This is a genomic window from Actinoalloteichus spitiensis RMV-1378 (genome assembly GCF_000239155.1).
In the GTDB taxonomy this organism is placed as follows: domain Bacteria; phylum Actinomycetota; class Actinomycetes; order Mycobacteriales; family Pseudonocardiaceae; genus Actinoalloteichus_B; species Actinoalloteichus_B spitiensis.
In genome coordinates, this window is the sequence record NZ_AGVX02000038.1 from 1 (window position 1) to 13,369 (window position 13,369).

A 13,369-nucleotide genomic window follows, 5' to 3' on the forward strand; every position below is an offset into this window, starting at 1 on the left:
AGGCTGCCGCCTCCACCGGGTCGACCCGCCCGATCCCGCCCGCTCGACCCTGCACCGGCGCACGACCGATCCCGGCCCGCCGCGAGGGCGGGGAACGCGCGTCTCCCCGGCATCGGGGCAGGCCGATATCCCCGCACCGCCGGCGCTCGCCCAGACCAGGCGCTCGACCACGGCCCCACCCGGCACTGCCACACCCCGCACCGTGCGAGCGCGCCGGCCCGGTTCGCGGTCCGCGCGGTGGGACGCGGCGGACGGCGGGGTTCGGGGACACTCCGACCGGGCTGACGGCACCACCGGGTAGCGTCTCCGGCTGTGTCCGACACGCCCGCCAGCATGACCTCGGCCGGGGAGGCCGGCACCGCCACCCTCGACGACCCGGAACGGGAACCCGCGCCCGGGGCCGCCGAGGACGGCGCGCTTCCCGCCGTCGACGAGCTGCTCGCGGCGGCCGTGGCCGCGCTGGGCGGTGCGCCCCGCCCGGGGCAACAGCGGATGGCCCAGGCTGTCGCGCGGGCCGTCGACACCGGGGAGCACCTGGCCGTGCAGGCGGGCACCGGGACGGGCAAGTCGCTCGCCTACCTCGTGCCCGCGCTCCGCCACGCCGTGGAGCACTCGACGACCGTGGTGGTGTCCACCGCCACCATCGCCCTGCAGCGGCAGCTGGTGGACCGCGACCTGCCCCGGCTGGCGAAGGCGCTCGCTCCGCTGCTGGGCAGGGAACCCACCGTCGCGATCCTCAAGGGGCGGCGGAACTACCTGTGCCTGAACCGGGTGCACGGCGACGTCCCGGACGAGCCGGAGGGCACCGCGCTCTTCGACGCCTTCGAACTGTCGGCGCTGAGCAGGCAGGTCCGCCGGCTCCACGAGTGGTCCTCGGACACCGAGACCGGAGACCGCGACGAACTGGTCCCCGGCGTCCCCGAGCAGGCGTGGCGCCAGGTGTCGGTGACCGCCAAGGAGTGCCTGGGCATGTCGAAGTGCCCGGTCGGATCGGACTGCTTCGCCGAACGGGCCCGCGCCGAGGCATCCCGGGCGGACATCGTCGTGACCAACCACGCGCTGCTGGCGATCGACGCGATGGGCGACGCCCCCGTCCTCCCCGAACACGAGGTCGTGATCGTCGACGAGGCGCACGACCTGGTGGACCGGGTCACCTCCGTGGCCACCGTGCAACTGACGGCGGCCGAGATCGCCACCGCCGTCCGGCGGTGCGGCCGGCTGATCCCCGAGGACATCGCGGATCGACTGGCCGAGGCCGGTGACGGGTTGGCCCTCACCTTCGAGGACCTCTCCCCCGGCGAGCTGTTGGCGCTGCCGCCCGCGCTGGGCGGGGCGGTCGCGGCCGTCCGCGACGCGGCGCACGCCTGCCTGTCCGCGTTCGGGCCGGACCGCCGGGAGGACGCCGAGGCCAGCGCCGCCAGGAAGATGGCGGTGTCCGGCCTCGACGAGCTCCACGAGACGGCCGTGCGGCTGCTGGACGCCTTCGAACCCGAACTCGCCGAACGGCGGGACGTGGTCTGGCTGACCCGCCCCTGGGGCGACGGGCCGGCCACCCCGCCCGCGCTGCGGGTCGCTCCGATCGGGGTGGGCGGGCTGCTGCGGGAGAAGCTGTTCGGCCCCCGCACGGTGGTCCTGACCTCCGCGACCCTGACCCTGGGGGGCTCCTTCGACACCCTCGGCCGGCAGTGGGGGCTGCCCGCCGGCCCGCGACCGGCGGCCGCGGTGGCCGGGGCGGCCACCGAGCAGGAGGCGCCCCGGTCGGATGGCCCGGCGTGGAGCGGCCTCGACGTCGGGTCGCCCTTCGACCACCCCCGCAGCGGCATCCTCTACGTCGCCAGGCACCTCCCCAAGCCAGGCAGGGACGGGCTGCCAGCGGAGTACCTGGACGAGCTGACCGAGCTCGTCACCGCGGCCGGTGGTCGCACCCTGGGGCTGTTCTCCTCCACCAGGGCGGCGAAGCAGGCCGCCGAGGTGCTGCGGGAACGGGTCGACGTCCCACTGCTGTGCCAGGGCGACGACAGCACGCCCCTGCTCGTCCGGGAGTTCAGCGAGGACCCCTCCACCTGCCTGTTCGGCACGCTGTCGCTGTGGCAGGGGGTGGACGTGCCGGGGCCGTCCCTGCAACTCGTCGTCATGGACCGCATCCCGTTCCCCCGCCCGGACGACCCGCTGGCCACGGCACGGCAGCGCGCGGTGGCCGCCAGGGGCGGGAACGGCTTCCTCACCGTCGCGGGAAGCCACGCCGCGCTGTTGCTCGCCCAGGGAGCCGGCAGGCTGCTGCGGTCCGTGCACGACCGGGGTGTGGTCGCCGTCCTGGACCCCCGGCTGATGACGGCCGGCTACGGGGGTTTCCTGCGGGCCTCCCTGCCGCCGTTCTGGCCCACCACCGATCCGGGGGTGGTGCGGGGCGCCCTGGAACGGCTGCGCCGCGCTGCCGACGGCTGATCCCGCCGGGCCTGACCGGACGGCACCCCGTGCGGGGCGCGGCGCCCGGTCCGGCGGGCTCAACCCGGGAGGGCCTCAACGGGGGGCTTGCCGAAGATCTCCGCGAGCAGCTGGTCCGAACGCCGCAGGGCGTCCCGGTCGTAGGTGCTGGTCGAGGCGAGCAGTTCGTCCGCTCCCGTCAGCGCCAGCAGCCGGTCGAGGTGGTCCGCGACCTGGGCCGGGTCTCCGTGGATCGCCCCGGCGCGGGTCTCCTCCAGGTAGCGGCGTTCACGCTCGGTCAGGTCGCGGGCCAGGACGTCGGCCACCGGTTCCAGTGGTGGGAACTCGCCCCGCGTCCGGGCGGCCGCCATCGCCCACGCCTCCGGCAGCAGCAGGTCGGCGGCCTCCGCCGCCGAGTCGGCGACCATGACGTCCAGGGACACCACGACGTGGGGCCGGGGCTGACGCGGGGACGGCCGGAACGCCTCCCGGTACCCGTCCAGGACCGCACGCGTCCGCCCCGGATCGCGGTCGAGGTCCAACAGCGGCCCGGCGACCACCACCGGCAGGCCCGCCTCGGCGGCCAGCCCGGCCCCACCCCCGCCCGTGAGCACGAACAGCGGCACGGGTTCGTCCGCCGCCGGCCGGAGCGTCACCGCGCCCGTTCCGGACAGGTAACCGGCGAGTTCCGCCACGTCGTCGGCGAAGGTGTCGGGGGCGTCCCTGTCCCGCCGCAACGCCCGCCGAACGGGTGCCGTGAAACCCAGTGAGCGTCCAAGACCGAGGTCCACCCGGCCCGGGTACAACGCGGAGAGCGTGGAGAACTGCTCGGCCACCACCAGCGGCTGGTGGTTGGGCAGCATCACCCCGCCGGCACCCACCCGGATCCGCGACGTCCGGGCCGCCACGGCACCGACCAGCACGGCTGGGCTCGCCCCCGCCACTCCGGGCACGGCGTGGTGTTCGGCCACCCAGAAGCGGTGGTACCCGAACCGCTCCGCCCAGCCCGCGCGCTCCACGGTGTTCCACACCGCCCGCGAGTCGGGCGAGCCCGTGCGCGTGCGGGAGCGGTCCAGCAGGGACAGCCTCACCGTGTCGAACCCCATACCGGGTACAACCCGACGCGCTCCCGATTCCTGCCGGACGCCGGTGTCGGTTGGGTCACGTCGAGGTCGGCCGCGCTCGGCTCGGGACGGGATCTCCCCGGATCCGGGGCGTGCGCTGGTGCCGGCCGGACACCAGCGGCCCCGCCGCCCGCCCCGGCGATCCCGGCAGCGGTCGCGCCAGGGGCGGCCGCTCGCCGGGATCAGGACGTGGCTCGGGGGAGGACGGGCTCCAGCTCGACCGCCACCCGCTCCGCCAACTCGCAGGCCCCCGCCACCGGCTCCGCGAAGTTGATCATCACCGAGACGTGCGCACCAGGACCGAGGTCCATCGAGAGCTGGCAGATCCCCGGCAGGGACTCGTCGGTCACCCTCAGTGCGCGCAGCGCCCCGACCCCCGCCTCCGTCGCCTGGTAGTTCGTCAGATTCAGATCGGTGACGCCCTTCTCCGGATCGAGGTTGATCGACATGAGGAGGAAGGACTCCGCCATCGTGTCGTAGTCACAGGTGTTCGGGACGCCGACGTCGTCGTACCGCGCGCTCGCGGGGTCGTACCCCAGATCGAGCCCCTGATCACCGGTGAGGAGTTCGCACGGGTTGGCCAACGCCAGTTCACGGGAAGCGGGGTCCGCGGCCGGCGGGCTGGAGGAGGCGGGAGCATCGGAGACCGTCTCCGCCGGACCAGGACCCACTGGCCGCGCCCGTCCCGGTTGCTCGTCGCCACACCCGGCCAGGGCGAGGCAACCGCCGAGCAGGGCGGCCGGGCCGAGGGTTCCCCGGACGTAACGCTTCACGGCCGTACCTCCGTGGAGTCGAAGGTCTCCCGAACCTCGGAGTCCACCTGCTCGGCTCGCCGAGCGCTCGCTCGGACCGCCTCCGCCAGCTCCCGCGAGCTGTCGATGTACAGAACGGGATTCTCCCGGGCCGACCGCGGGGTACCGGACGCGCAGCCTGTCCTGCTTCGCCATCTGGAGAGCCACCGGGCTGGACCCGAGTTTGACATCCTGCTCGAGGGTCTGGAACCGGCGAGGACGGTCTCTCGCCCTGACCGCGATGGCGTCGGTCTTGGCGGTCATGAGTTCGGCGCTCTCCGGGGCGATCGACACCCTCCCGGCGGCTGCTCGGCCCTGAAACGCGCGATGCTGCCCACCATCCTGCCGGTCGCGGCGTCACCGCCACCAGCTCCACCCGTCTCGACGTGCGCGGCGATCCGCCCTCTCCTCGGCACGGGTTCGGACACGATCACCCCAGCGGCCCGGTGGCACCTCCGACCCGGGTTTCCCGGGGCCCACGGCCCGTCGACCAGGGGGGTGCCGCGCCTAGCCAACCCCCAGCCGGTCGGCGACCGGTCAACGCCACTCGGCGATGACGGTGACCGTGCCCGGCGCGATCTCGGTGAACCCGGCATCCCGGACCGCCACGACCTTCCGGTCCCGCCAGGCCGACGCCGGATCGGCGCCCGGCGACAGCCGCCGCCAGGTCACGGGATCAGCCTGGCGCACCGCACAGCGGAAACCCCGGTCCGCCCACTCCCGCAGGCGGGTCGCCCCACCGGCGTCCTGTTCCTCCAGGGCGGCCAGCAGCATGGAGGCGTGGCCGACCTGGGCCGCCGCCTTGCCGGCCGTCATCGTCGCCTCGGGTGTCAGCCAGAGCACCGGGACGCCCGGTTCCGGCGGGCCGGGTTCGTCGACGGGCACCTCGCTCCCGGAGATCTGCAGCCGGGTCAGCTCTCGGGGCATGTCCGCGACCCGGCTCGGCAGCAGCGCCCTCGCCGACCCGGTGGGGAGTTCCACCGTGTGCCCCGGAAGCTGCTGCACCGCCTGCCAGTGCGCCCCCCTGGCCCGGCGGGACACCTTCCTGATGCGCCCGGCCACCCAGGTGGCGACCGCCCCGTGCCATTCCCCTCCCGGCGCGGCGCGGTCGTCGAGGGTCACGGCGAGGGCCGCCGAGGCCGCCGCCTCCAGCAGGGCGGTGCGCGTGGGGGGCTCGGCGCGTTCGATGCGCAGCACCACCGGCATCAGGACCACCTGCTCGGGGTCCTCCTCCGTGGTGTCCCCGGTCGACTCGGCCGGCAGGCCGAGCCAGTGCGCGTACCGGGCGGCCAGGGGTGCGAGGACGGACATGCGCCCATCCTGCCAACACACGCCACGTCACCGGCCCACCGGTGGGCCGCACCCGCTTCTCGGCGTGGGGCGGCCCCCTTCAGTGCCGGAGCGGGACCCGGCTGAGGACACCGTCCTCGCTGTCGGCCGCCTCGATCTCCGCCCTGGTGACGCCCAGCACGAACAGCACGGCGTCCAGGAACGGCGCGGACAGCGAGGTGTCCGCCACCTCCCGCAGGGCCGGTTTGGCGTTGAAGGCGACGCCGAGGCCCGCCGTCGTGAGCATGTCGATGTCGTTGGCGCCGTCACCCACCGCGACGCACTGCGACAGGGGGACGTCGAACTCGGCGGCGAACCGGCGCAGCGCCGCCGCCTTCTCCGCGCGGTCGACGACGGGACCCACCACTCGCCCGGTGAGACGTCCGTCGACGACCTCGAGCTGGTTGGCCATGCTGAAGTCCAGGGAGAGGTCGTCGACCAGGTGCGCCACCACCTGGGAGAACCCCCCGGACACCACTCCGCAGCGGTAGCCGAGCCGTTTCAGGGTCCGGACGGTCGTGCGGGCACCGGGTGTCAGTTCGAGGTTCCCGGCGACCTCGTCGAGCACGGTCGCGGGCAATCCGGCCAACACGGCGACCCGGCGGTGCAGCGACTCGGCGAAGTCCAGTTCGCCCCGCATCGCCGCCTCGGTGACGGCTCGCACCTCCGCCTCCCGGCCCGCGTGCGCGGCGAGCATCTCGATGACCTCGCCCTGGATGAGCGTGGAGTCGACGTCGAAGACGATGAGCCGCTTGGCGCGCCGGGCGAGCCCGGTCCGCTCCACGGCGATGTCCACCCCGACCCGCGCGGACACCTCCGTCATCGCGGACAGCAGCCGGGCGTCGGTGTCCTGGCCGGTGTCCTCCGCGCTGACCATCAGCTCCAGGCCGGTGACCGGGTAGTCGGCCACCCTCCGGATGGCGTCGATGTTCACGTCCAGCGCCGCGAGCGTCCTGGCGACGGAGGTGAAGGCGCGGGCGGACAGCGGGCTGCCCAACACCACGACGACGTGGGTGGAGTCCGGCCCGGTGGCCGTGCTGGTGTCCTCCCCGATCACCACCTCGATGCGCATGCCCACCGAGGCCATCGCCTGCTCGACGGCCTCCTGGAGCCCCTCGGGGTCGTGCGGCGTGGACACCGACACCCCGAGGACGAGCTGTCCCCTGATGACGACCTGGTCCACGTCGAGCAGGTCCACCCCGTGCCGGGTGAGCGCGGCGAACAGCACGGAGCTGACTCCGGGCCGGTCCGGTCCCGTCACGGTCATCAGCACGGTGGTGTCGGCTGCGCTCACTGCTCCGGTGCTCCTCGTTCTCTCGTCCGCCCACCGTCCGTCCGGGCCGGGCGGGGGCTTTCCGTTCCGGTCGGGCCGGGTCCGGGTCGACCGTACTCACCGTCCCGGTGCACGAGAAGAGCCCCGCGCCTCCCTGTGGCGGGAGTCGCGGGGCTCTTCTCGCATGCTGGACCGTGGGTCACTTCTCGCGGGGGTCCTCCGCCCGCTCCTCCGGTGGGACCACCTTGTTGGCGGTCCGCTCGGACGGCGCCGCCGGGCCGTCCTCGTGGCGACCGTGCTTGCCGCCGGTGTGCGCCTCCAACCGCATCCGCTCGACCATGTGCGGGTAGTGCAGCTCGAAGGCGGGCCGCTCGGAGCGGATCCTCGGCAGCTCGGTGAAGTTGTGCCGGGGCGGCGGGCAGCTGGTGGCCCACTCGAGGGAGTTCCCGTAGCCCCACGGGTCGTCCACGGTCACCCGCTCGCCGTACCGGTAGCTCTTGAAGACGTTCCAGATGAACGGCAGCGTGGAGGCACCGAGGATGAACGCCGCGATCGTCGAGATCACGTTCAGGGTGGTGAACCCGTCGGTCGGCAGGTAGTCGGCGTAACGGCGGGGCATGCCCTCGTTGCCCAGCCAGTGCTGCACCAGGAAGGTGCCGTGGAAGCCGATGAACGTCGTCCAGAAGTGGAACTTCGCCAGCCGCTCGTCCATCATCCGGCCGGTCATCTTCGGGAACCAGAAGTAGATGCCGGCGAAGACGGCGAAGACGATGGTGCCGTAGAGCACGTAGTGGAAGTGCGCCACCACGAAGTAGCTGTCCGACACGTGGAAGTCGATCGGCGGGGAGGCCAGCAGCACGCCGGACAGACCACCGAAGAGGAAGGTCACCAGGAAGCCGACGCTGAACAGCATCGGGGACTCGAAGGTGAGCTGGCCCTTCCACATGGTGCCGATCCAGTTGAAGAACTTCACGCCGGTCGGTACCGCGATGAGGAACGTCGTGAAGGCGAAGAACGGCAACAGCACCGCGCCGGTGGCGTACATGTGGTGCGCCCACACGGTCACCGACAGCGCCGCGATGCCCAGGGTCGCGAACACCAGGCCCTTGTAGCCGAACAGCGGCTTGCGGCTGAAGACCGGGAAGATCTCACTGACGATGCCGAAGAACGGCAGGGCGACGATGTAGACCTCGGGGTGGCCGAAGAACCAGAACAGGTGCTGCCACAGGATCACGCCGCCGTTGGCGGGGTCGAAGACGTGCGCGCCGAGGTGCCGGTCCGCCATGAGGCCGAACAGCGCGGCGGTCAGGATCGGGAACGCCATCAGCACCAGCAGGCTGGTGACCAGGATGTTCCACGTGAAGATCGGCATCCGGAACATCGTCATGCCCGGCGCCCGCAGGCACACGATCGTCGTGATCATGTTGACGGCGCCGAGGATGGTGCCCAGACCGCTGACCAGCAGACCCGCGATCCACAGGTCGGCGCCGAGGCCCGGGGAGTGGATGGCGTTGGACAGCGGCGTGTAGGCGAACCAGCCGAAGTCGGCGGCACCGCCCGGCGTGAGGAAACCCGCGACCACGGTGAGGCCACCGAAGAGGTAGAGCCAGTAGGACAGCGAGTTCAGCCGGGGGAACGCGACGTCCGGCGAGCCGATCTGGATCGGCATCAGGTAGTTGGCGAAGCCGAACAGCACGGGTGTCGCGAACAGCAGCAGCATGACGGTGCCGTGCATCGTGAACAGCTGATTGTACTGCTCCTGGGACAGGTACTGCATCCCGGGCAGCGCCAGCTCGGCGCGCATCAGCATCGCCATCGCACCGCCGATCAGGAAGAACCCGAACGCGGTGACCAGGTACATGATGCCCAGCTGCTTGTGATCCGTGGTGCGCATCATCCGGAGCAGGACGGAACCTTTCGGCTCCCTCCGCGCCTTGTACGGGCGCGTGGCTATCGGCTGTGGAGCGACGGCCGTCACGGTGCCTCCTGCACTGGCATGTAGACCCTTCTCACCTGCGCGGGCGACCCACTGACGGGCGCTCACGACACCACGGATCGTAAACCGGAGCCTCGTTCACCTCTCACTTGGGCTGTAGGCGTACTAGACATCCCCATCCGGTTGGGCGTCAGAACCGCTGGTGGCGGGAGGGCGTCACCGTTCGGGCGGGTGGAGGACACCCTGGATAGCCCGCCGGGGCGTCCGCATGCCAGGGAGTAGCCGTCGGGGCGAGGCCGGTCCCGGCCGGGCGGCGCCCGGTCACGTCGCCGGGGCACCGGGCCGGCCGCTGCCCCTAGGGTGGACCGCTGGTAGGGCACGGGAGGGTGGGAACGGCCGTGGAGCGACCCCGGGTGGATCTCAACAGCGACCTCGGTGAAGGCTTCGGGGTGTGGCGCCTCGGCGACGACGCCGCGCTGCTGGACGTCGTGAGCAGCGCGAACGTCGCGTGCGGATTCCACGCCGGGGATCCCTCCACGATGCGCCGGGTGTGCGTGGCGGCCGCCGACCGGGGCGTGGCGATCGGCGCGCAGGTCTCCTACCGGGACCTGGCGGGCTTCGGACGCCGATTCGTCGACGTCGAGCCCCGCGAACTCGCCGACGAGGTGGTGTACCAGCTCGCGGCCCTCGACGGGTTCGCCCGCATCGCCGGAACCCGCGTCCGCTACGTCAAACCGCACGGTGCCCTGTACAACGCGGTGGTGACCCACACCGGGCAGGCGGAGGCGCTGGTCACGGCGGTGCTGGACTACGACCCGGGCCTCGCCGTGCTGGGGCTTCCCGGCTCGGAGTGGTTGCGCCTCGCCGAGGAGGCGGGGCTGCGCGCGGTCCCCGAGGCCTTCGCCGACCGCGCCTACCGCCCGGACGGCTCGCTGGTCCCGCGTCGCGAACCCGGTGCGGTGGTGCGGGACGCGGACGAGGTCGTCCACCGCAGCCTGCGCATGGTCACCGAGGGCGTGGTCCGGGCCGTGGATGGCACCGACGTGGCGGTGCGGCCCGCCTCGCTGTGCGTGCACGGTGACACCCCCGGCGCCGTGGCCCTGGCCGTGCGCGTCCGGGAGGCCCTGCGGGACGCCGGGATCGCCGTCCAGGCGTTCGGTTGACCGGCGACGGCCGGGCCAGCACCCGACTCGCGGCCGAGGAGGGTTCCCACCGGGTGCTCCGTGGACGTTCCCGTCCACAGGTGCCGGACTGGCAGCGCCCCCGGACCGCGAGGGCGGAAGCGCCGCCCCGCGCCTGTGACCCGGCACGCCCGGAACCGGGTTCCGCGGTGCCACGGCACAACGTTCGCCGCCCACCGGCGACCTCCTGCTGGCGGAGGCGACGGCGAGCGCGGGATGGGGGACGATGAGGGCGGACACCCAGCGACGACGCCGAGCCGGGAACGTGGTCCCGGTCCTCGCGGACGAACGGGAGGGGCCATGGGACCATCCCCCACGTCGACGGCCCGGGACCTGGTGCGCGCCACTCGCCCAGTGGGCGACAGTGCGTTCCTCGTCGAAGTCGACTCCCTCGACGACGTGGAACGGCTGCGGCGGGCACTCGCCGTCAGCCCGCTCACCGGGGTGACCGAGTGCGTCCCGGCGGCGCGCACCCTGCTGCTGCGCTGCGCCGACGCGGGCACCGACCCCGCGTCCCTGCTGGCCGAACTCGGCGAGGTGGAGGTGCCGACCTCGACCCCGTTCGCCGGGGGCGAGGAGCTGCGGGTGCCGGTCCGGTACGACGGTGCCGACCTCGACGTGGTGGCGGAGCTGACCGGTCTCAGCGGGGCGGAGGTCGTCGCCAGGCACACCGCCGCCCGCTACCGCGTCGCGTTCTGCGGCTTCGCCCCCGGTTTCGGCTACCTGGTCGGTGGCGACCCCGCGCTGCGGGTGCCCCGGCTGCCGTCGCCCCGCCTCCGGGTGCCGGCCGGGGCGGTGGCGGTGGCCGACGAGTTCTCCGCCGTCTACCCCCGGGAGTCCCCGGGCGGGTGGCGGCTGCTCGGCCGCACCCGGCTTCCCCTGTGGGACGCGCGGCGCGACCCACCGGCCCTGCTGACGCCGGGCACGCTGGTCCGTTTCGAGGAGGTGGCGTCGTGACCGCGGCGGAGCCCGGTCGTGGGGGTCCCGCCACCGGCACCACCGGCCGGGCACCCGCGCCCGTGCCGCGTGTTCCCGCCGCGCGCCGGGGGGAGACCCCGAGCGCGGGGCTCGACGTCCTGGTGGCCGGCCCGTTGACGACGGTGCAGGACCTCGGCCGGCCCGGCTACGCCGCGATGGGCGTCCCCCGTTCCGGTGCCGCCGATGCGCCCAGCCTGGGGTTGGCGAACCGGTTGGTGGGCAATCCCGGGACGGCGGCGGCGCTCGAACTGACCTTCGGCGGCCTGACCGTGCGGTTCCGCCAGGCGGGGCTCGTCGCGTTGACCGGGGCGTCCGGCCCGATGTGGCTGGACGACCGGCCCGTCGGCATCCACTGCGCGGTTCCGGTGCGTGCCGGGCAGGTGCTCAGCGTGGGCGCTCCGGTGTCCGGTCTGCGCGGTTACCTGGCGGTGCGGGGAGGGGTGGCCGTCGAGCCGGTGCTCGGCTCCCGCTCCACGGACCTGCTCTCCGGACTGGGTCCGCCCCCCGTGTCGGCGGGGCAGGTGCTGCCGGTGGGAACGGCCGTCGGCGCGTGGCCGGTTGACGTCGTCGCCCCGGTTCGGTGGCTGCCCTCGCCGGAGGACCTGGTGGTCCTCCGGGTGCGGCTGGGGCCGCGCGACGACTGGTTCCCACCCGAGGCGCTCGCGCACCTGACCCGCGACGAGTTCCGGGTCACCGGCGAGTCGAACCGGGTCGGCATGCGGCTGTCCGGCCCCGAACTGCGGCGCTCCGACGATCACGAGCTGCCCTCCGAGGGCATGGTGCCGGGCGCGGTCCAGGTCCCTTCCGGTGGCCGCCCCGTGCTGTTCCTCGCCGACCACCCGGTGACCGGTGGTTACCCCGTGGTCGCGGTGGTCGTCACCGAGGACGTACCGCTGGCCGCGCAGTGCGTGCCCGGCCAGCGCGTGCGGTTCCGCGCGGTCCGGTGATCCGGCCCACCCTCCCCCAGGCCGTCCCGCCCAGCCCGCCCCGCGTCCGGATGCGGTCGAGCTGGGCGGTCCCGGCTGCCCGTCGAACGCACCGGCTCGCCGGGGACCAGCACCCGCTTCTCGCCCAATAACCGGTTCCGTCCGCCGCCGCCAGCGGAAACCGGTCGTTCACCACCGATCAGGTGGCTGGCCGCCCAGATGGGCATCCCCGATCTCTCCGTGATCCGCAGGAGCCGTGCCCACCGTGCGGGGCGGCGAACACCGGGACCGAGGAGACGAACGACATATGACGCGGCGGCGGTGGTTGCTGGTCGGATCCACCCTGTTCTTCGTGCTCGGGCTGGTAGCCGGCCTCACGTGGACCGACACGGGCGGCGTCTCCCGGGGACCGGGCGCCCCGTCCACCGGGCCGGGGGCGGCAGCCGTGGCCGACCCGGCCGCTCGGCCCGGCGCGGACCCTGGTGGGCAGCCGGAGCCACTCCGCTCGGGGAACGCCGGGTGGCTGCGACCGCTCGCTCCCGCCGAACGCGCCCCCCAGCTCGTCCTGCTCGCGGTCGAGGGCACCCCCACCCCAGGGCAGTGGCGTCGGATGACCGACCTCGCGACCACCACGGGCGCCGGTCTCACGGTGTTCCTCCCGGCCTCGGCGATCGGCGACGCCCATGAGTCGAGGCGGAGTGCGGCCACGCCGGGCCGCGACTCCCCGGTGATCCGCGCGCTGGACGGCGGGCACGAGGTGGGCCTGTTGGTACGGGGAGGCGACTGCGGCAGCCCCCGCCATCCCGCCGACTCGGGGGCGGTGATCCGGCGCGCCGTGGCCCAGCTCGAGGATCTCGGCGGGCCGGACGGGCGGTCCTCCACCCCACCCGGGGCCCTCCCCCGGTGTGAGGAGGCGCTGTTCCCCTCCCCGAACGCGGGGGACCGGATCGGCTACACCGTCTGGAGCCACGCGACGGCGCCCCGGTGGCCGGCACGGCAGGACGGGCGTTGGGCGTTGCGGGCCCTCGACCTCGGCCACGACCGGACCGGAGCGACCACCCCGACCGAGCCCCACCGGGACCCCGGCACCGCGACGGCCTCCGCCGCGCCCGACCAGGTGGACGTCCGGGACCTGCACGCCTCGACCAGGGACTCCAACCGGGCTCCCCTGGTCCTGACCACCCGGGCCGCCCAGTGGTCCGACGAGCGGTTCGTCTCGGACCTGCGGAAGGACCTGGCGCACGTGTGCCTGGCCGAGGAGACGGTGTGCGCCACCCTCGCCGAGGCCGTGGAATGGCTGGACCTCCAGAACCGGGACACCCTGGCGGCCTACCGGCGCACGCTGGTCGCACCCTCCCTCGGAGCGTCGGGGGTGGCCCCCGGATCCGAGGCCGGGAGGGCGGGCGG

General features: G+C 73.8%; 10 protein-coding genes. 5 read left to right on the forward strand and 5 right to left on the reverse strand.

Features of this window, described 5'->3' with window-relative positions; translation table 11 throughout:
• Positions 1 to 312 precede the first annotated feature (312 nt).
• Entirely contained in the window at positions 313 to 2,445 is a 2,133-nt protein-coding gene (locus tag ACTIDRAF_RS0202020; RefSeq protein WP_016697034.1) for an ATP-dependent DNA helicase, read from the forward strand.
• Positions 2,446 to 2,504: 59 nt separating this feature from the next.
• Here ACTIDRAF_RS0202020 and ACTIDRAF_RS0202025 read toward each other — a convergent pair whose 3' ends face one another.
• The 5 genes from ACTIDRAF_RS0202025 to ctaD all read right to left on the reverse strand — a co-directional run bounded on the left by ACTIDRAF_RS0202025 (position 2,505) and on the right by ctaD (position 8,919).
• The gene (locus ACTIDRAF_RS0202025; RefSeq protein WP_016697035.1) at positions 2,505 to 3,530 is read right to left on the reverse strand and encodes an MsnO8 family LLM class oxidoreductase; all 1,026 of its coding nucleotides are present in this window, start codon (positions 3,528 to 3,530) and stop codon (positions 2,505 to 2,507) included.
• 200 nt (positions 3,531 to 3,730) lie between these two features.
• Positions 3,731 to 4,321 (reverse strand): DUF3558 family protein, encoded by a 591-nt coding sequence (locus ACTIDRAF_RS0202030; RefSeq protein ID WP_016697036.1) that lies wholly within the window; start codon positions 4,319 to 4,321, stop codon positions 3,731 to 3,733.
• 555 nt (positions 4,322 to 4,876) lie between these two features.
• Positions 4,877 to 5,650 (reverse strand): aminoacyl-tRNA hydrolase, encoded by a 774-nt coding sequence (locus ACTIDRAF_RS0202035; protein ID WP_016697037.1) that lies wholly within the window; start codon positions 5,648 to 5,650, stop codon positions 4,877 to 4,879.
• Between the two features lie 79 nt (positions 5,651 to 5,729).
• Positions 5,730 to 6,935, reverse strand: coding sequence for a phosphoserine phosphatase SerB (gene serB, locus ACTIDRAF_RS0202040; RefSeq protein ID WP_039785370.1), 1,206 nt, complete (start codon positions 6,933 to 6,935; stop codon positions 5,730 to 5,732).
• A gap of 205 nt (positions 6,936 to 7,140) precedes the next feature.
• Entirely contained in the window at positions 7,141 to 8,919 is a 1,779-nt protein-coding gene (gene ctaD / locus ACTIDRAF_RS0202045) for an aa3-type cytochrome oxidase subunit I (protein ID WP_052168668.1), read from the reverse strand.
• Positions 8,920 to 9,290: 371 nt separating this feature from the next.
• On the opposite strand from ctaD, the gene ACTIDRAF_RS0202050 reads away from it, so the two are divergent.
• The 4 genes from ACTIDRAF_RS0202050 to ACTIDRAF_RS26790 form a co-directional block, all read left to right on the forward strand.
• Positions 9,291 to 10,040 (forward strand): LamB/YcsF family protein, encoded by a 750-nt coding sequence (locus ACTIDRAF_RS0202050; RefSeq protein WP_016697040.1) that lies wholly within the window; start codon positions 9,291 to 9,293, stop codon positions 10,038 to 10,040.
• A gap of 372 nt (positions 10,041 to 10,412) precedes the next feature.
• Positions 10,413 to 11,015 carry a 5-oxoprolinase subunit B family protein gene (locus tag ACTIDRAF_RS0202055; protein ID WP_016697041.1) on the forward strand — a complete coding sequence of 201 codons (603 nt, stop codon included), beginning with the start codon at positions 10,413 to 10,415 and terminating at the stop codon, positions 11,013 to 11,015.
• Positions 11,012 to 11,983, forward strand: a complete 972-nt coding sequence (locus ACTIDRAF_RS0202060) for a 5-oxoprolinase/urea amidolyase family protein (RefSeq protein ID WP_016697042.1) — start codon at positions 11,012 to 11,014, stop codon at positions 11,981 to 11,983. The genes ACTIDRAF_RS0202055 and ACTIDRAF_RS0202060 overlap by 4 nt, the downstream gene beginning before the upstream one ends.
• A gap of 286 nt (positions 11,984 to 12,269) precedes the next feature.
• Positions 12,270 to 13,369: polysaccharide deacetylase family protein (locus tag ACTIDRAF_RS26790; protein WP_016697043.1), on the forward strand; the 1,100-nt coding region annotated here is incomplete at its 3' end.